We start from the raw sequence: 17,998 nt of genomic DNA, 5'->3' as shown, positions 1-17,998 counted from the left end.
TTGAAGTTGTTGTTGTTAATTAGCTCAAATCTTTTTCAAGTTCAGCTATTTTGGTTTCTGCCTCTGTCTTACCAAGAGAAAGTGCCATTTTGTAAAGCTCTAAAGCTTCACGTTGTGTATCTTTCTTCTTACGAGGAGCAAATTTAGTACGATCTGCTGCTTTTTCTAAAGCTTGAGCTTGTGCGAAGTATGCTTCAGCCTGAGAGTTTTTAGATTCTACGCTCATTTCCTGTACGCGTGTTTCTAATGCAGCCAGGCTTTCTTCTCTCATCTTAATTGTTTGAGAGTTTACATTGATCAATGAATCACGTTCAGATACATTTCTCGCCAATGACTGGTTCTCTGTACGAATTCTTGCTACTTCTTCTTCTAATGCAGCAATTTGTTTTGTTCTTGCTTCAAGATCTGCTTTAAGACGTTTAATGGTGCCTGCATAAACTTTTGAATTTTTAGCAGTCTTCTCTAGCTCAGCGATTTTGTTTTGTGTTTGTTTCACATAATCACTGATATCCTTCAAACGGTTTTTGTAATCTTTATAAGATGTACCTTCTACCATATCAGTACGTAGTAACTGACGGCTTGCATCAATTGAATCGATAAGTACACCAACCTCTTGAAGGGATTGTGCTGTTTCCTGGCTTGTTCTTAACTCAGTTTTTAATGAGTCTACTTGTGTTTGAAGGGCTTGTTCCTTCTCTTTATTGCTACAGCCAAATATTAATCCTACTACGGATAAACCTAAGATGAACCTTTTAATCATATTTTTCGAATTTGTATTCCTTTGGTCCATATAGAACAAATCATTTGCGTAAGATGGATAAAACGTTTGTGTTATTTTTAATCGGTTCTTTTTGAAGTTAAAGTGCGATAATTAACCGTTGAATTGCATTTCAAACAATATTTGTGTTTAAATTCATGATGAATTATTCTACAGACTGGGGAGAAATAATGCCGCTTTACTGCTCCAAATTTCGTCAGTTCGGCTGACACTTACGCTTTGGGGATGTCTATTGAATGAGAGTGAAAGAGTTGATCGTTTCTGCCTCTTATCTCCATAATTACATTTATAGAATGACGGCGCCAGTTCAACCTGATGATTCCAAAATTCTTTTGAATAACCATATCATTAATCCGATGTCGGTTGGTCTCGACAGGGGTAGAGCCGTCGTTGGATTTTACATTCCAAGTATGCGTTAAACCACTGGATGTGAAATCGACCAGTGGGTAGTTGTCTCCATTCTGCTGGAGTTGAGAGAACTCGGCAATGTGTCTGTCTCCGCTGATAATTAAGATTCCTTTATGGGAATACTTTTTAAGCAGTTCAAGCAGGCGTTTTCTTGCAGTAGGAAAGTTTGCCCATTTCTCAAACCGATGCTCTGCCGAGATTACCTGTATGCTTGAATTAATAATATGTAAGGAGGCATCTGAGTTCTTTAATTCATGCTCAAGCCACTGCCATTGTGCTTCTCCTAAAATATCTCCATTTAAATTTTGTTTATACCTTGATACTGAATCTTTTAGACTTTCGTCATAATAGAATTCCCTTCTGAGCGTGTCACGAAAATAACGGGTATCGAGGTTCAATACTTTGATCTTTTGTTTCCCTTTTCCCAGAACATAGGAATGGTAAACGCCCTCATGTTTGTGAACAGGATGGTTCTGACCTATTCCTAAAAACGAGAGTAACAGCTTTTTGCTTTCGTCTTTTTTAGAAAAGTATTTCCCGCCATCATTAACTCCGTAATCATGATCGTCCCACGTTCCAGTAACGGCACATGCGTTTAATAATTTTTGATAATCCGGGTGATGCTTTTGTTGATCATATTTTTGTTTCAGTACATTGATATCGTGTGAGTCGCCGTAGATGTTATCGCCTCCCCATACCCATAATTTCGGTTTTTGCTTTAACACCTCCGCCCAAAGTTGTTCTTGCTCACTTTGTCTTGAGCATGATCCAAAAGCAATAACAACGTCGGCGTGGGGTTGATTGTATGCAGTGTAAAAGGAAACAATACATATAAGGACGAAGAATAATTTTAACATAAACGTACTGGTTAAATGGGAAGCAAGGTTACAAAACCATAAGTTGTAAAAGATTAAGGAAATATTATTTTTTGATCGGTTGGGTTTTATATAGTATTGTACATAGTTAAGAAGTAAAATATGAAACTACTGACACTGCTTGTTACTTCCATAACCCTTATCATCACATCAACCTCCCTGGCGCAGTTTAAAAATATCAGGCTGGATGAGCAATCCCAGGAAACGGAACATGTAAATCAGCCTTGTATTGCAATCAACCCAAGAAACACATTAAACGTTGTCGCAGCTTCAAATTCTGGTAGTGTCTATGCTACTAAAGACGGAGGAGTAAATTGGCAAAAGATTAACGTGACTTCATCTTCCGGTAGTTATGGAGATCCGGCAATAGTTTGTGATTTAAAAGGTACTTTCTATTTTTTTCATCTCTCTGGTGATACAACTAAAGCACATATTGTAATTCACGAATCTTCTGATGGAGGAATTACCTGGAGCCCAGGCGAATCTATAGGATTAGATGAATCCAAAAGTCAACGTAAAGCTCGGCCTGTTGTTGATAGCAAGGGAAATATCACTATAGCATGGACTCAGTTCGATAAGTATGGCGATCAGGGTACTGACTGTCACTCTAACGTTTTATTGAGTCGGTCAAAGAATGGAAAAAAATGGAGCTTGCCCGTTACTTTATCTCAAACAGAAGGCAATTGTTTGGATGATAGTAATGCCAATACCGGTGCCTTTCCGGCGATTAGTATGGAAGGAAAAATGTATGTGGTCTGGACTAACAAAGGAAAGATGTATTTGGACAGGTCTTATGACGGCGGAAACATGTGGCTTTCAAACGATGTTTTTGTTGGCGATCAGATAGGAGGTAGTAACATGAACATTCCAGGGCATAAAAGATGTAATAGTTTGCCAGTATTCCTTTCTAATAACAGTAAGACAAATGCGCTAGGACAACTGTATCTCTTATGGGCCGACCAACGTAACGGCGCAGATAATACTGATATTTGGTTTATGCGATCCGCTAATGGTGGCGACAATTGGACGATACCCACTAAGGTAAATAACGACAACACAAAAAGACATCAATATGTTCCGTGGATGGCAGTAGATCAGGCTTCAGGTTATGTCTATGTGATGTTTTACGATCGAAGAGATTATGAGGACGAGCGCACAGATGTTTACATTGCCTATTCAACTGATGGTGGTTCTACATTTAAAAATGTGAAAGTCAGTGAATCTCCTTTTATACCTTCCACAAAAGTCTCTATCGGAGATTACAATAGCATATCGGCACACAAAGGCGTTATCGCACCTGTATGGACACGCATCGATAATGGCGTTACAAGCGTATGGACATCCATCATCAGTCATGAAGATCTCGTAAAGGCAAAATAAAAGAGTATGCATTTCAATTCTAAAGTTCTTATTCATCCAGGTCTTAATAACTCCGGGGAGAAGCACTGGCAATCACAGTGGGAAAAGCGCTTTCCGCAATTTACCCGTATCGAACAAATTGAATGGGATAATCCTGTAAAGAATGAATGGATTGCTACGATAGATTCTTATGTATTAAAATATCAACCCGAAGAGATTATTCTCGTAGGACATAGTCTCGCATGTTGTGCCATCGCTTATTGGTCCTGTGAATATAAGCGAAAAATCAAAGGTGCTTTATTGGTCGCACCAAGTGATACGGAAGCAGATTCTTATCCTCCTGGAACAACGGGCTTTACGCCAATGCCTCTCGAAAAATTACACTTTCCGTCTATCACGGTGACGAGTACTGATGACAGATACGTAACAGTAAAACGTGCTAAGCAATTTGCTGACGCATGGGGGAGTAAGCTTGTTGATATTGGCCCTGCGGGTCATATTAATTCAGATTCAAACCTCGGCAGCTGGGAATACGGACTGCAATTGCTGAAGCAACTTGATTTGTAACACCTATAACTAAAAAAAGGAATTATAAACCGCCTAGCTAACTACGTCCTGTCTTATAGCTAAGTAATGTGTAGTGACAACCCTGGAAGGAAAAACGGATAAGTATACTATGAAAATCATTGAACACGCTTTTGGTGATTTTTTAATCACCACAGACAAAACCAAGTTAGATGTTGTTGCCATTCACGATTTTTTATCAAAGCATTCCGGATGGAGTGACAATATTCCTTTTGATAGAGTAGAGACTTCGATTGACAATTCTCTAAACTTTGGCCTACTTCATAAGGATAAACAAATTGGGTTCGCAAGGATAATCTCCGACTTCTCAACTATTGCATACTTAGGTGATGTTTATGTATTGGATGAGTATCGTGGTCAAGGACTTTCAAAAAAACTAATGGATGTTATCATGGGACACCCGAACCTACAAGGATTAAGACGTTGGATTTTGTTAACATCAACAGCAGACTGGCTTTACGAAAAATACGGTTTTACAAGAGTGTCAAAGCCGGAAGTATATATGGAGCTGCACAATCCAAACGTGTATAAGGTGTAGTAAGAAACCTAATACAAGTACGTTGAAAGTATAAAACACCAACCACTAATAATATATTAGATTTGATAGGCTGGTGTTCTATATGCATTGACGATATGCCTTCTGTAGAAGGCAATCGGTATTTCCAAAAATAGGAATTAGCAATTCTTCGCTTCAACATCGCAAGTCTCGCCCGCGAGGACCATTTCCTTTCCGATGTTTTCAAAAGCTTCAATAAATGCATGACTAGGTTGTGCACCAGAAACTCCGTACTTGTCATTTATGATGTAGAACGGAACCCCTGAAATGCCAATTCTCTGAAGTTCAGTTTCGGCAGCAGCAACCTCTGTTAAGCCTGTATCAGAATCAAGAAAATCTTTTACTTTCTCTCTATCCATTCCTGTAGATGAAGCGATGTCAACAAGATTCTCCTTTTTTGAAAGGTTAACACCATCAGTAAAGTATGCCTTGAAAAGCGCTTCAACAAGCGCTATTTGTTTGCCTTCTTCATTCGCCAATAAAATAAGCCGGTGCGCATTTCTGGTGTTTGGAGACACCAATTGTTTATTGTAATTAAATTCAAGGCCTTCTGTTGCAGCAATTTGAGAAACATGGTTGGTCTTTTGTTCGTATTCATGCTCTCCGCCAAATTTAGCCGATAAGTACTCTTTTTGATCTGTACCTTCTAAAGGTAAGTCAGGGTTAAGCTCAAAGGGATAGTATGCAACCTCAAAATCATACTTATCGGAAAGGCTGGAAACAGCGTTTTCTAGCCTCCTTTTCCCTATGTAACACCATGGACAAACCACGTCAGAAACTACAGCAACTTTAATAATCGGCTTACTCATATTTGATATTTGACCTCCCAACCAAGCTTTAAAATTAATAGTTCATTGCTAATTAAACGCTTTTAGATTATTAGAATCCTTTATATTATTTTTGTGCCTACCTAGAAGGTAATCATCATATCCAGAAAAGAAGTAAAATGACTGTAGATCAAAAAGTTAAATTCAAGGTTAAAGACCTTTCCCTTGCTGAATGGGGTAGAAAAGAGATCCGCTTGGCGGAAGCTGAAATGCCAGGTTTAATGGCAACACGTGAAGAATTCAGTAAACAAAAGCCTCTTGCAGGTGCTCGCATTGCAGGATGTCTTCATATGACCATTCAAACAGCAGTTCTTATTGAAACACTTGTTGAATTAGGAGCAGAAGTTAGCTGGTCGTCATGTAACATCTTCTCAACACAAGACCACGCGGCGGCAGCTATTGCAGCCGCAGGAATTCCGGTGTATGCTTGGAAAGGCATGAATGAAAAGGAATTTGACTGGTGTATTGAACAAACATTGTTTGCTTTCAAAGATGGCAAGCCTCTTAATATGATTCTGGATGATGGTGGTGACCTTACTAACATGGTGTTAGATCGCTATCCAGAGTTGGTTCCAGGTATCAGAGGTATCTCTGAAGAAACTACTACTGGTGTTCACCGTCTGATTGAACGCATGCATAATGGAAAACTTCCTTTGCCAGCGATCAACATCAACGATTCAGTAACAAAATCAAAGTTTGATAACAAATACGGCTGTAAAGAATCATGTGTTGATGCTATAAGAAGAGCAACAGACATCATGATTGCTGGAAAAGTAGCAGTAGTAGCAGGCTATGGCGACGTAGGAAAAGGTTCTGCTGCCTCATTAAGAGGTGCTGGTGCGCGCGTAATCGTAACAGAAATTGACCCTATATGTGCTCTGCAAGCAGCTATGGACGGTTATGCTGTAAAGAAAATGGATGACGCCGCTAAAGAGGCAGATATCATTGTTACAGCAACAGGAAACCACAGTATTGTAGTGGATCGTCACTTTCTTTCATTAAAGGATAAGGCTATTGTTTGTAACATTGGTCACTTCGATAATGAAATTGACGTGGCATGGTTGAATAAGAACGGTCAGAAAGATACCATTAAACCTCAGGTAGATATTTATACCCTGAACAATGGTCGCCAGGTTATCTTACTGGCTGAAGGTCGTCTTGTTAACCTTGGTTGCGCTATGGGACACCCTTCTTTTGTAATGTCTAACTCATTTACTAACCAAACTTTAGCCCAGCTTGAGCTTTGGACTAATCACGGTAAGTATGAGAATAAGGTATATATGCTTCCTAAACACCTTGATGAGAAAGTTGCAAAACTTCACTTGAAGAAAATAGGCGTAGAGTTGGATGAATTAAGTCCATCTCAGGCTAAATATATTGGTGTAGAGGTACAAGGACCTTTCAAGCCAGACTATTACAGATATTAATCTCGATAAAGTTTAATCACGGAAGCCCTGGAAACAGGGCTTTTTCTTTTTATCCGTGTTTCTGTAATTTCACATTTTAATTTGCCAGATGAGATTCATTTCACGCACAGTTCTGCCCGCTCTCGTACTGATATTGTTAATGTCTTCCTTCTCTTCCTTGCAGGGAGATAATGTTGAATTTTTTTGTTTGAAGAAACACAAGGCATCCAACACGTGTCATTTCAACTTTAAGGTTGATGGAGCAAAATACAAGTTTGTAGATATTGCATGTAAGTTTGAAAAGAGGAAAGATGAAGTGATTCAAAAAGCAAAAGAAGGCACTCTCGCCCTTTCCAAGGATTGGAAGATCGAGTGCCCTGAAGTAAAAGAGGATAAAGACCAAAAGGTTTCCCCTGATTTCTAATGAATGTGAAGTTCCTGCTGAATTCCTTCCAATGATTTACCTTTTGTTTCAGGTAACACCCTCCATACAAATACACCGTGTAAGAACATCATGAGCGCAAAAAGCAGGAAAGAGTAGAAGCCTCCCAAATCCGAGGATTCTGCAATAAGCGGGAAAGCCCATGAAATAATCACAGCCATTATCCAGTGCGTAAAGCTGCCCAAAGTTTGGCCTTTAGCCCGCACACTATTTGGAAATATTTCCGACATGAAAACCCAGATAACTGCACCTTGAGAAAAGGCGAAAAAGGCAATAAAGGCTACCAGGTAAAACATCACCGCGTATCCTCCAAAGTCCTTAGTGTAAAAGGACCAGGCAACGAGGCCGAGGGAAATGACCATTCCGAAAGAGCCAATGATGAGTAACGTTTTTCTTCCATACCGATCTATTACTGAAATTGCTAGTAATGTGAAGATCATGTTGGTAACACCAATGGAAACAGCTTGTAGAAGGGCAGTATCTTTTGCTAACCCTGTCATCTCAAAAATCCGTGGTGCATAGTACATGATGGCGTTAATGCCAGAAAGCTGATTGAACATAGCAAGTGCTACTACAAAAAGGATAGGTTTATTATACTGTCCATTAAACAAACTTTCTTTGGCCAGCCCGGCTTCTGAGTGAAGTGAATCTTCAATTCTTAAAGATGCTGCTTTTGCATCTGGTTCTCCGATTGAATAAAGAACCTTTTCAGCTTCAATCTTCCGGTTATGTTTTATTAACCATCTCGGACTTTCAGGAACAAAGAATACAAGAATAAAATAAAGAAGTGATGGAATTGCCTGAACACCGAGCATCCATCTCCATGCTTCTTCCCCCACGCCAAACAAAAGGTAGTTGGATAAGAAAGCAATGAGAATACCTGTTACAATATTAAATTGAAACAATGCAACAAGCCGTCCTCGCCTGTGCGCCGGAGAAATTTCGGATATGTACATCGGGCCTACAACTGAAGACGCGCCAACGCCAATACCTCCTAAAAAGCGGAATAAGACAAAGAGCTCCCATGTGGTGGTGAGGGCAGTAAATAATGAGGTGACAAGATACAGCAGACCGATCCACTGAAGTACTTTTTTTCTGCCATAGCGTTCCGCAGGTAGTCCACCAACCAAGGAGCCGATGACAGTTCCTACCAGCGCCGAAGCCACGGTAAACCCGTGCCAAAAATCATCCAGATGCCAGAGCTGTTGTATTGATTTCTCAACGCCTGATATTACTGCAGTGTCAAATCCGAATAGAAAACCGCCTAGCGCGGCTACAATTGCATTTCTAAAAGCTGTGTTTGGTTGCATCAATGTTTAAATCCTAATCTTCCTCAAGATAAAGATTATCTGTATAACGCAAAATTAACCAGCATGCATTCGCTTTTGAAACAATGGCCTTAATATACCCTTATCAAGAATAAGCAATCCTAATAATAGGTTTAACAAGATTATAACATTGATAAGTGATCTGCCTCCGATAGAGATAGCAGGGAGATTTTTATGAACATATTTAGAAGCTAAATTCAAATCGCCAAGATCAACTAAGGCGGTCATGGTATCAAACCTACCATTGGTAACAAGAATAACGCAAATCACTACGACCATGATTATACCACTGAGTAGAAGCAGACTTCTGACAATAGAAATAGCGGAGGCTTCTACTGGTCTTTGATGAAGATTGGAGATAACATTACTTGTAAAATCTTTGGGAGGCTGTTGAAGAGGCTCGCTTCTCAGAAGAAAATCAACATGACGAATTTCTTCAAACCTGAGCTTTAAGTGCTTTTCTGATTCTATGAGTTGTTCAAAAGCATCCCTGTCACTTTTGCTCATTGTATTATCAAGATACGCTAACACTTTAATTTCAAAATCCTCCATCTTCATAATTACAAAGTTAATGCTTCCTTATCTAGTATTTTCTTTAACTCATCTGCTATTTTAATCCTGGCCCTGTGAATTTTTACTTTCAGCGTATTGGCTTCTGTTCCTGTTATGGAAGATATCTCTTCAAGGGAGAGTTCTTCAAGATAAAACAATGAAATCGCTAATTGATCTGTCTCGCTCAATCTTGAAATTGCATGCTGCAAGTACTTCTTCTTATCCGTTTTCTCTAAAATGCCATCTGCTTCCTGCTGGTGCGTTATAATTGAATTTTCAATGCTATAGAATTGATGTTTTTGCTTTCGCTTATAACTCACTGCAGTGTTAAAAGCAATTCTGTAAAGCCATGTTGAAAATTTTGATTCTTTGTTGAATCCTTTTAGTCCGTGATATGCTTTTATAAACGCATCCTGTGCTGCCTCCTCTGCTTCTGGCTTATGTTGCAGAATCTTATAAGCGATAGTGAACACGTATCCTTTATACCGATCTACAAGTTCAGTATAAAGAGCGGCTTCACCTTCCAGTATTCTGTCTATAACTACATACTCGGAGTCCATCGTCATCGGGCGTTTGACGCTGTTAAAGTTTTTGAGGTTACATATTATTAAATATAAAACAATTTCTCTTTATTGATGTAACCAGATCAATACCACTAAGCGTCATAGCTGCAAAATTAAACAAAGTAATATGTCAGAAAGTACATTAGCACTCTCCATCCCAATTATTGGGACGATAGGATTATTTGTCATGATCATCTTTATCAGAAAATATCAAAATGATGAAAGGATGGCAATGATAGAAAAAGGAATAAGCACCGATTTTTTCAGTAAAGCACACGCAGTGTCAGGTACACTTCGTGCCTCCCTGATGCTGATAGGAGTAGGGATCGGTTTTCTTCTTGGCTATCTTCTTGACAGAAGCCTTGACATGGAAGAAGTGGGCTATTTCTCAATGATATTCATCTTCGGAGGCATCGGCTTAGGTGCGGCTTATTTTATAGAAGAAGCACGGAATAAGAAAGAGCGTGATATTTAACAGCTGCTTTTTCATAACCTTAGCGTGAATTTTTATCAACATGGTTGTTGAATGATTCTACACGTCTTGTTCAGGAAGGGTGTGTTTTAAGCCTAAAACACTTATGTACTTAAAAATAGCCCTGTGGCATAACATTCCATCTATCCCAAGAAGAGAATTAATCTTTAACAATATTAAAAATATACAACCATGAAAAAATTAGTGTTCGCCCTTAGCATGTTTGTTGGTGGAGTGATGGTAGTAAATGCTCAAGATACAACATCTACTACTTCTCCAGCTGACCCTACTTCGCAATCTCCAACGTCTTCTCAGGCGCCAACTTCAACGATGGGTATGCAGGAAGATGGCAGAGTTAAAATTAAATCACAAGACTTGCCAGAAGAAGTGAAGAGCTCACTTGAAAGTCAAGAATATCGTGGTTGGTTGGTAAGCGGCGCTTATAAAATGGACGGTGCTTCGACAAATGCTACTGGTAACACTGATGGTTCAACAAATGCTACTAACAGCGATACCACAAGTGTGAGCGGAAGTGCTAGTACTACAGGTGCTTATGCACAGGAGATTTACATCGTTGAACTGAAGAATGGCGCTCAAACAAAAACCGTTAGATTTGACAAAGACGGTAAGAAGCTGGATGATGCAGGTATGAATGACGACCAAAAATAAAATCACAGGGTTAAACCCAATTAACATCAATCGATATAGAAAAGCTGGGATATTTCCAGCTTTTCTTTTTATTTTCGAGCCCAATGGCGGCCATTTTATTAATAGAAGACGATTTAACATTTTCCAGGATACTTGACGGTTTCCTTTCTAAACACGGTCATCATGTTTCTGTTCAAAACAAGGGAAAGGATGGCCTTAAAGCTTTTAATAATAAGCAATACGACCTCGTACTTCTCGATTACAGACTCCCGGATGCAACAGGAATGGATCTCCTCATGGAGATGAAAAATAGTAATCCTGATATTCCTGTTGTAATAATGACAAGCTTTAATGATATCAGAACTGCTATTAAAGCTATAAAATCAGGTGCGTTGGAATACATTACTAAACCTGTTAATCCTGATGAACTACTCATGGTGGTTAAACAGGCACTTGACAAGGGTAAGCCTGCAGAGAACGGTAATACTGTTGTTACCAGCAATAATACGTTTGTTGAAGGCAAAAGTAGTGTCGCAAAACAGCTTACGGAGTTCATCAGACTTGTGGCTCCAACTAACATGTCTGTACTTATTCAAGGAGAAAGCGGCACAGGTAAAGAAAACGTAGCACGAACTATTCATCGATTAAGCTCACGTTCAAAGGGTCCGTTTGTAGCTGTTGATTGTGGGGCACTTTCTAAAGAGTTAGCGGGAAGTGAGCTTTTCGGACACGTAAAAGGAGCTTTTACGGGAGCCATGGCAGATAAGATGGGACAGTTTGAAGCTGCACATAAGGGGACCATATTCCTTGATGAGGTGGGCAACTTATCGTACGATGTTCAGGTGAAATTGCTCCGTGCTATTCAAGAGCGTATCATTCAACCTATAGGCAGTACAAAAGAGATAAAGGTTGATGTTCGTATTCTAACAGCTACCAACGACGACCTCGCTGAAAGCGTGAGAAAGGGTACGTTCAGAGAAGATCTGTATCATAGGTTAAATGAATTTAAATTGGACGTACCTCCTCTTAGAGATAGAGGAGAGGATCTGTATGAGTTCCTTAATTACTTCAGGGAAGAAGCTAATCGCGAATTAGGAAGAAAAGTAAAGGAGTTTAATAAAGAGGTATTAGCACTTTTTCAGCAATACGACTGGCCTGGAAACTTACGCGAAATGCGTAACGTAATTAAACGTGCTGTACTGCTTACCACAGGTGATGAAGTTAATATGAGTGTCATCCCTCCGGAAATGGTTGATGGGGTTAAAACGATGGAACAGAATAAGGAAACAAATGCTCCGGTTTACGACCTGAAGGCACTGCAGGAAGCACAGGAACGGGAAGTGATTATTAAGACACTTCAGGAAGTACGCTATAATAAATCAAAGGCCGCGCGTATTTTAAATATTGACAGGAAGACTCTTTACCTTAAAATGGAAAAGTATGGTATTGAATAGCAAGAATTAGTTTGAATGCGCCAGCGTATTCATGCGGATGCTATTCAATAGTTCCTTAGTGCCCTGAATAACATCAATCAGGTCATCCGTTAGCTCGTTATAGCCAGCTCCTTCAACAATTCTGAGTTCCAGGTCACGAAACCTGGTGGACAGATTATGTACGCCGAGTTGTCCAAGTCTTCCGGCAAGCTTATGGACTACTTCACGTATTCCTTTCTTGTTTTCCTGCTCTACCTGTGATTGGAGTTTCTGAATATCATATTCACTTTCTTCAACAAATTGTTGCATGACGGAGTAAAACAACGCATCATCTCCCATCGTCATTTTCTTAAGGGATGAGAAGTCTGGCATCTCTTCAATAAATCTTTTTTCAATTGGTGTTACGCCGATGGCAGTAAGTAATTCATTTTCATGAAAGGGTTTTGCAAGTACAGTATTGAATCCCTGTTGGATTAAGCTCTGTCTTTCTTCAGGTAATACGTGCGCAGTAAGCGCAATAAACTTCACTCCCTCCGAATAGACTTTCTTCAATGCCCTGCATAGTTCAACACCATTCATTTTAGGCATTCTTATGTCGATTAATATGTGGCTGACTTCAGGATCTTTTACAGTGCGTAAGAGATCTTCTGCTTCATTAAACGCTGTATGCGAAATGTTATTCTTCTTCAGTATTAAACCACACAACTTCAGAATCATGGCATCATCATCCACTACCAGTATTTTACCATTAAATGCAATTGAGTGGGCTTCTGCGTGCTGTGCTTTTTGTTGTGGAATTTCAGTAGCTTTATCAAAGCCAAGAGAAATTCTGAACGTTGAGCCAACCCCTGGTTCGCTCATTACCTCAAGCTCACCATTCTGTACTTCTATTAGTGATTTTACAATAGTAAGACCTAAGCCTGTTCCTCCGTATGTTTTTGTAATTTGGGAATTAGCTTGTTCAAACTGGTTAAAGATGGTTTTTAACTCATCATTTGTCATCCCTATTCCGGTGTCCTTGATTTCGAAAATGCATTGGATGCAGTCATCAATCTCGATGGTTTTAACCGTGAGTTTTATAAACCCTTGGTGGGTAAATTTTATAGCATTACCCAAAAGGTTGTATAAGATTTGTCTTAATCTGAAGGGGTCACCTAAAAGGTTGTAATCCGAAGTTTTTTCAGTGTCAAGAATGAAACTCAAGCTTTTGCGGTCTGCCTGTATTCGCATTGCTGATTCAACTTCTTTTACAAGTTGAATCAGTCTGAATTTTTCTTTAGACAATGTAAAGCTACCTGAAGAAATTCTGGAGTAGTCTAAAACTTCATTAACAATATGAAGTAAATGCTCGGATGAGCTATGAATAGCACTTACAGCCTCAGTATGGTCTTTATTGGCATGACTCCTTAATTGTTCTGCGAATCCTATAATAGATTGCAACGGTGTTCTGATCTCATGGCTCATATTGGCAAGAAAACGCTGCTTGATTTTACTAAGTTCTTCTGCGTGATCTCTTGCCTTCTCTAATTGCTTTTTATAGTAATTGCTTTTGCTGATATCAACAAGTATTAGATATACCAATATGGCGGCGCCAAGAAAAAATGAGAGCATCAGAATATTCATTCTGGAGATACCATTATGAAATACTTTGGCAGCGTCCGCATTACTTGCGCGCATATTTCTCACTTCTTCATTTTCGACTTCATGCAGAATGTTTAACAATTGGTTAATAAAAAGACTATTTGCATTGATAAGTTCAAGCTCTTTCTGTTGAAGTTTACGACGTTGCAAGCGCTGATCGGTTTCAAGCTCATCCATTAATCGCTCTATCTCCTCAATATCGATTACCTGGTGTGCTATAGCTAGCGTGTCAATCTGAACATTTGTTTCTTCCTGTACCTTAACCGGAGGTGGCCCTGCTGGCTTGCTTTTCTTTTTGCTGAAAAGTTTTTTTAAGAAGCTCTTTTCTGCCTTTGTGTCATCAGCTGCGCTGTCTGTCTTTAAGTAGGTGGTAATGGTTTTCTTCTGCGTCGTTATAATGCTGCTGTCTGCGATTTGGCTTTGCTTAAGCAAGGTAGAAAGAGTATCCAGTTGCTTGGAGAATTCACGGTTGTCAGAAAGTTCTGCTCTTACTTTAAGATAAGACACAAATAGCTGATTGCGTTGATCAAGAATCTCTTTCATGCTGCCTATGCGAATAAGTTGAGCAGTATCCCAAGGAAGCATTTGAAGTGTGTCAATCATCGAATGAAGATATCCGGATTGATCAAGAAAGTATTTGTAGGGCTTTAGTGGATTCTTAATCGCCTCTGTTCTCTGCTGCTGGTCGAGCATTGTGATCTCCTCGAACGCTGCATTTAATTTTGCCAATTTCTCATTTGGAGTAGACAGTTGGTTAACAGTACTCATCATCTCGTTAAAAGAGAAATGTGTAATGCTAAGGGCCATTACAACAGCGACAAACGCAAGTACTAGGGCAGCAAGGATTTTACGTTTCACCTGGATTTTTATAGTTAGAGATAACCGACTATAGCATAAATATTCTTATGCCAATTTCATAACTAAAAATATTAAATTTTAAATCCTCTCAAAAGCTAAGACGACTTTATGCTCGTTATATTATTTAATCAATCTGTAAATTCTTAAAACCTAACCGTAAACCCACTCAACAAGGGTGGTAGAGGCAAATAAGATAATCAGAATGGATACAGCATCCAGTAGAAATCCGGCGCGCATCATGTCCTTAACATGAATATAGCCGCTGGCAAATACTATGGCATTCGGTGGTGTTGCAACAGGAAACATAAAACCAATACTAGCGCTCAATGTCACTGGCATTGCCAACAAGATCGGATTCACGTTTAAACCACTCGCAATCCCAAATATGACGGGAACAAATATCTGAACAAGGGCTACATTACTCATGACTTCAGAAAGCAGAACAGAACAAACAATAAGAATAAATATTAACCAGATACTGTAATTGCTCTGGGCTGCAATGGTTTTACCAACAACCTGAATAATACCGGTGCTTTCGAGTCCTTGCGCAAGGCATAAACCCCCGCCAAAAAGAATAAGGATTCCCCACGCCATGTTTTGCGTGTCTCTCCATGTTAAAAGAAATTTGTCTTTTCCGTTTTTAGCAGGAATAACAAACATCAACAGCCCGCCGCTCATGGCAATGTTTGTGTCATTCAGTAATTCCTTTCCTAAAAGATAGTTTATTGATTGTTGAAAAATCCAAAAGAATGATGTTAGTGCAAAAACAATCATTACACGTTTTTCTTCTGTTGTTATCCTTCCCAATTGCTGTAGTTGATCCTTAATTAATTCTTCCGATCCTTTGATGTTCTCAATTCTATTCGGAAACAGAATCCTGGTGATAATAAAATAGGTACTAAACAAAAGTACGATCATAACAGGAACTCCTACCAGCATCCATTTTCCAAAGTCCAGTTTGATATGGTAGAAGTCATCGAGAAGTCCCGCAAAAACTACATTAGGCGGAGTACCAATGATAGTGGCAAGCCCACCTATAGTAGCAGCGTAGCCAATCATTAACATCAGCCCAAGAGCAAAATTTTTTTCTGCTTTGGTAAGTTCACTTTCAGGTGCAGATTCATTTTTCAATAACTTGATTACCGATGTAGCAATGGGTAACATCATCATAGCAGTTGCGGTATTGCTGATCCACATGCTGATAAAGGCAGTAGCATACATAAAGCCTAGTATTATTCCATTACCTGATGTGCCTGTTATTTTTATGAGATTAAGGGCGATGCGTAAATGAAGCTTATGTTTTTCAAGAGCTAATGCGATCAGAAAGCCACCCATAAAAAGAAAGATAATGGGATTAGCATAAGGGGCGGAGGCTTGATTCATTTTCATTACACCCAGATAGGGGAACATCACTAAAGGTAGGAGAGCTGTTACAGGCATCGGCACAGCTTCAGAAATCCACCAGGTAATCATCCATGCAGCTAGTGCGAGTACTTTGTAAGCGTGCTCTGAAACAAAGCCTGAAGGGACGAATAATAATATGAGAACAAATAATAATGGTCCAAGAATAAAGCTTACTTCTTTAGTACCTGCATGAAAGGATTTAAGCATGAAAAATAGTTACTGTCGCTCTTTTCAAATGTAACTATTCTTTCAATTATTTAATAGAAGGAATATAAATGCAGACATTTCAATTAGATATAAATTAAAAAGACCTTGTCTTTTTAAAACAAGGTCTTCATATAATGCCCCACGGTTGTTATACACTTCTTCCTCTGATTAGTCTTAACAAGATAGCTATAATAGCTACCACCAGAAGAATATGAATAAGGCTTCCTACGCTAAATACGAAGAACCCAAGTATCCATCCGATGATGAGGATTACTGCGAGAATATAAAGTATATCGCTCATGCTTTTTTTGGTTTTTAATTTTAAATACATTTCAAAAATTAGTGCCAGTTGCTAATTATAATGGCTGGCAGACCGCGAATTCGTTAGTCTTCCTAAATGTGGAATTTTCTACAGGAACTGTAGATTGGATACACATAAACGAATCGAATCCAATACAAATAAGGCCGCTTGCTATTGCTGGCATAATTTTACAAGGTTGGAAGTAACAAATCCTTGAGCCCATGAACATTCTAATGATCGTGTTGTCCCTAATAAGTGCTTATGTACTTTTTGTTTCTGCGTCTTACCTCTTGGCAAAGCTTCTCTTTCCTAAAATTGAAGTAAACGACATCGAAGAAAAATCAAGATTAATCAGAGCAAGACAAAGAAGAATTGCGCGCGCTGTGCGATAGATGGTTGGTTAACTTACTACTACTTATCTGTTGAATAATTTAAATGTATTAAAATAGAAAACCCCCTGACTCATCGTCAGGGGGTTTTAAGTTTCTCAGCTTGCTTTAATTAGTCGGTGTAATCATCATCGCTTCTTCCGCCGTTTAAGTTAAAGGCTAAGAAGAATTGAGCTACCTGGTTTTTAGAATCACCCATTAATGCTCTTGCACCTCTTGATTCAGCAATTTTATTTAAGCCGTAGTTATAACGTACACCAAGTTGTGCGTAATCGCCTAAGTTAAAACCAATACCACCTACTAATCCGTAATCCCAATTGTCGAAGTTGTCACGATCAACAGTTGTAAATTCATTGTTAGGATTGCGGTTGTTGTTTTTAATCTCAGCTCTTAACAAGTAAGACCAGTATGGACCAGCGTGGATCTCAGCAACTTTACCTAATTTGAATACTGCCAACACAGGAATATCAAGGTAAGCTAAATTGAATTTTTGATCATGATCAATTTGTAAATTGTTAGTTCCACCAGTTACATAAGTAACTGCACTTCCTTTTGTTGAGTAGTTAATCTCTGGTTGAATAGCAAAGGCTTCACTTGATAGTAGCTGTGTATAAATACCTGCATGCCATCCCACTCTTGCATTTTCGTCATCAACATTGTCAACATATAAATTACTAAGATTTAAACCTCCTTTAAACCCTACCCGCGGACTTTCCTGTGCCTGTGCTTCTGATATACCCAACACTGAAACAACGCCTGCACAAAACATCAAACAAAGTTTTCTCAAATTCCTTTTCATATTAAATCTTGTTTTTAATTTAGTTAGATTTTTCCTTTTGTCAGTTTAATATGGAAAGACGTGCCATGCCCGTTTCTGATTATTCGAATCATCGACAAAATGAAAAAAATGGGCTTTGAGTTGTTGATTATAAATTAATAATCAACGAATTACTTCGAGTAACTCCA

The 17,998-nt window shown here is 39.0% G+C and carries 19 protein-coding genes; 9 read left to right on the top strand and 10 right to left on the bottom strand.

What is annotated here, in order from left to right:
* Nucleotides 1-19 precede the first annotated feature (19 nt).
* Together KK060_RS04475 and KK060_RS04470 are read right to left on the bottom strand one after the other, a co-directional pair.
* Nucleotides 20-760 (bottom strand): hypothetical protein, encoded by a 741-nt coding sequence (locus KK060_RS04475; protein ID WP_254152492.1) that lies wholly within the window; start codon nucleotides 758-760, stop codon nucleotides 20-22.
* A gap of 230 nt (nucleotides 761-990) precedes the next feature.
* Nucleotides 991-2,043, bottom strand: coding sequence for an alkaline phosphatase D family protein (locus KK060_RS04470; RefSeq protein WP_254152491.1), 1,053 nt, complete (start codon nucleotides 2,041-2,043; stop codon nucleotides 991-993).
* Nucleotides 2,044-2,163: 120 nt separating this feature from the next.
* On the opposite strand from KK060_RS04470, the gene KK060_RS04465 reads away from it, so the two are divergent.
* The 3 genes from KK060_RS04465 (at nucleotide 2,164) to KK060_RS04455 (ending at nucleotide 4,543) form a co-directional block, all read left to right on the top strand.
* Entirely contained in the window at nucleotides 2,164-3,441 is a 1,278-nt protein-coding gene (locus tag KK060_RS04465; protein ID WP_254152490.1) for a sialidase family protein, read from the top strand.
* 6 nt (nucleotides 3,442-3,447) lie between these two features.
* Nucleotides 3,448-3,987, top strand: a complete 540-nt coding sequence (locus KK060_RS04460; protein ID WP_254152489.1) for an RBBP9/YdeN family alpha/beta hydrolase — start codon at nucleotides 3,448-3,450, stop codon at nucleotides 3,985-3,987.
* Between the two features lie 73 nt (nucleotides 3,988-4,060).
* A complete protein-coding gene (locus KK060_RS04455; protein WP_367397459.1) occupies nucleotides 4,061-4,543 on the top strand; it encodes a GNAT family N-acetyltransferase in 483 nt (160 codons plus the stop codon).
* Between the two features lie 137 nt (nucleotides 4,544-4,680).
* Here the strand turns inward: KK060_RS04455 and KK060_RS04450 are convergent, their stop codons facing one another.
* Nucleotides 4,681-5,370: a DsbA family oxidoreductase gene (locus tag KK060_RS04450; RefSeq protein WP_254152488.1), complete on the bottom strand. Its 690-nt coding sequence runs from the start codon at nucleotides 5,368-5,370 to the stop codon at nucleotides 4,681-4,683.
* Between the two features lie 137 nt (nucleotides 5,371-5,507).
* On the opposite strand from KK060_RS04450, the gene ahcY reads away from it, so the two are divergent.
* Together ahcY and KK060_RS04440 are read left to right on the top strand one after the other, a co-directional pair.
* A complete protein-coding gene (gene ahcY / locus KK060_RS04445; protein ID WP_254152487.1) occupies nucleotides 5,508-6,815 on the top strand; it encodes an adenosylhomocysteinase in 1,308 nt (435 codons plus the stop codon).
* An 88-nt stretch (nucleotides 6,816-6,903) separates the two neighbouring features.
* Complete coding sequence (locus tag KK060_RS04440; protein ID WP_254152486.1) at nucleotides 6,904-7,218, top strand: hypothetical protein; 315 nt, start codon at nucleotides 6,904-6,906, stop codon at nucleotides 7,216-7,218.
* Here the strand turns inward: KK060_RS04440 and KK060_RS04435 are convergent.
* The 3 genes from KK060_RS04435 to KK060_RS04425 are packed head-to-tail and all read right to left on the bottom strand — an operon-like array spanning nucleotide 7,215 to nucleotide 9,676.
* The gene (locus tag KK060_RS04435) at nucleotides 7,215-8,549 is read right to left on the bottom strand and encodes a sugar porter family MFS transporter (protein ID WP_437124570.1); all 1,335 of its coding nucleotides are present in this window, start codon (nucleotides 8,547-8,549) and stop codon (nucleotides 7,215-7,217) included. The two genes, KK060_RS04440 and KK060_RS04435, sit on opposite strands and share 4 nt — an antisense overlap.
* 51 nt (nucleotides 8,550-8,600) lie before the next feature.
* The gene (locus KK060_RS04430; protein ID WP_254152484.1) at nucleotides 8,601-9,122 is read right to left on the bottom strand and encodes an anti-sigma factor family protein; all 522 of its coding nucleotides are present in this window, start codon (nucleotides 9,120-9,122) and stop codon (nucleotides 8,601-8,603) included.
* Nucleotides 9,123-9,124: 2 nt separating this feature from the next.
* Nucleotides 9,125-9,676, bottom strand: a complete 552-nt coding sequence (locus KK060_RS04425) for an RNA polymerase sigma factor (RefSeq protein ID WP_254152483.1) — start codon at nucleotides 9,674-9,676, stop codon at nucleotides 9,125-9,127.
* Nucleotides 9,677-9,806: 130 nt separating this feature from the next.
* On the opposite strand from KK060_RS04425, the gene KK060_RS04420 reads away from it, so the two are divergent.
* From KK060_RS04420 to KK060_RS04410, 3 genes are all read left to right on the top strand, one after another.
* On the top strand, nucleotides 9,807-10,154 hold the full coding sequence (locus tag KK060_RS04420; RefSeq protein ID WP_254152482.1) for a DUF6249 domain-containing protein: 348 nt from the start codon (nucleotides 9,807-9,809) through the stop codon (nucleotides 10,152-10,154).
* A 189-nt stretch (nucleotides 10,155-10,343) separates the two neighbouring features.
* Nucleotides 10,344-10,820, top strand: coding sequence for a hypothetical protein (locus tag KK060_RS04415; RefSeq protein ID WP_254152481.1), 477 nt, complete (start codon nucleotides 10,344-10,346; stop codon nucleotides 10,818-10,820).
* A gap of 83 nt (nucleotides 10,821-10,903) precedes the next feature.
* Nucleotides 10,904-12,253 carry a sigma-54-dependent transcriptional regulator gene (locus KK060_RS04410; protein WP_254152480.1) on the top strand — a complete coding sequence of 450 codons (1,350 nt, stop codon included), beginning with the start codon at nucleotides 10,904-10,906 and terminating at the stop codon, nucleotides 12,251-12,253.
* A gap of 6 nt (nucleotides 12,254-12,259) precedes the next feature.
* Here KK060_RS04410 and KK060_RS25150 read toward each other — a convergent pair whose 3' ends face one another.
* From KK060_RS25150 to KK060_RS04395, 3 genes are all read right to left on the bottom strand, one after another.
* Nucleotides 12,260-14,731 (bottom strand): ATP-binding protein, encoded by a 2,472-nt coding sequence (locus KK060_RS25150; RefSeq protein WP_254152479.1) that lies wholly within the window; start codon nucleotides 14,729-14,731, stop codon nucleotides 12,260-12,262.
* A 150-nt stretch (nucleotides 14,732-14,881) separates the two neighbouring features.
* Entirely contained in the window at nucleotides 14,882-16,342 is a 1,461-nt protein-coding gene (locus KK060_RS04400; RefSeq protein ID WP_254152478.1) for an SLC13 family permease, read from the bottom strand.
* A gap of 148 nt (nucleotides 16,343-16,490) precedes the next feature.
* Nucleotides 16,491-16,643 carry a lmo0937 family membrane protein gene (locus KK060_RS04395; RefSeq protein WP_254152477.1) on the bottom strand — a complete coding sequence of 51 codons (153 nt, stop codon included), beginning with the start codon at nucleotides 16,641-16,643 and terminating at the stop codon, nucleotides 16,491-16,493.
* 221 nt (nucleotides 16,644-16,864) lie between these two features.
* Here KK060_RS04395 and KK060_RS04390 point away from each other — a divergent pair, with 221 nt between their 5' ends.
* Nucleotides 16,865-17,035 (top strand): hypothetical protein, encoded by a 171-nt coding sequence (locus KK060_RS04390; RefSeq protein WP_254152476.1) that lies wholly within the window; start codon nucleotides 16,865-16,867, stop codon nucleotides 17,033-17,035.
* Nucleotides 17,036-17,144: 109 nt separating this feature from the next.
* Here KK060_RS04390 and KK060_RS04385 read toward each other — a convergent pair whose 3' ends face one another.
* Nucleotides 17,145-17,831 carry a porin family protein gene (locus KK060_RS04385; protein WP_254152475.1) on the bottom strand — a complete coding sequence of 229 codons (687 nt, stop codon included), beginning with the start codon at nucleotides 17,829-17,831 and terminating at the stop codon, nucleotides 17,145-17,147.
* Between the last annotated feature and the right edge of the window lie 167 nt (nucleotides 17,832-17,998).

The organism is Chryseosolibacter indicum (genome assembly GCF_018598585.1).
Taxonomy (GTDB): Bacteria; Bacteroidota; Bacteroidia; order Cytophagales; family Cyclobacteriaceae; genus Chryseosolibacter; species Chryseosolibacter indicus.
Note: the sequence above shows the minus strand (reverse complement) of the source record. Positions and strands in the feature narration are given on the sequence as shown.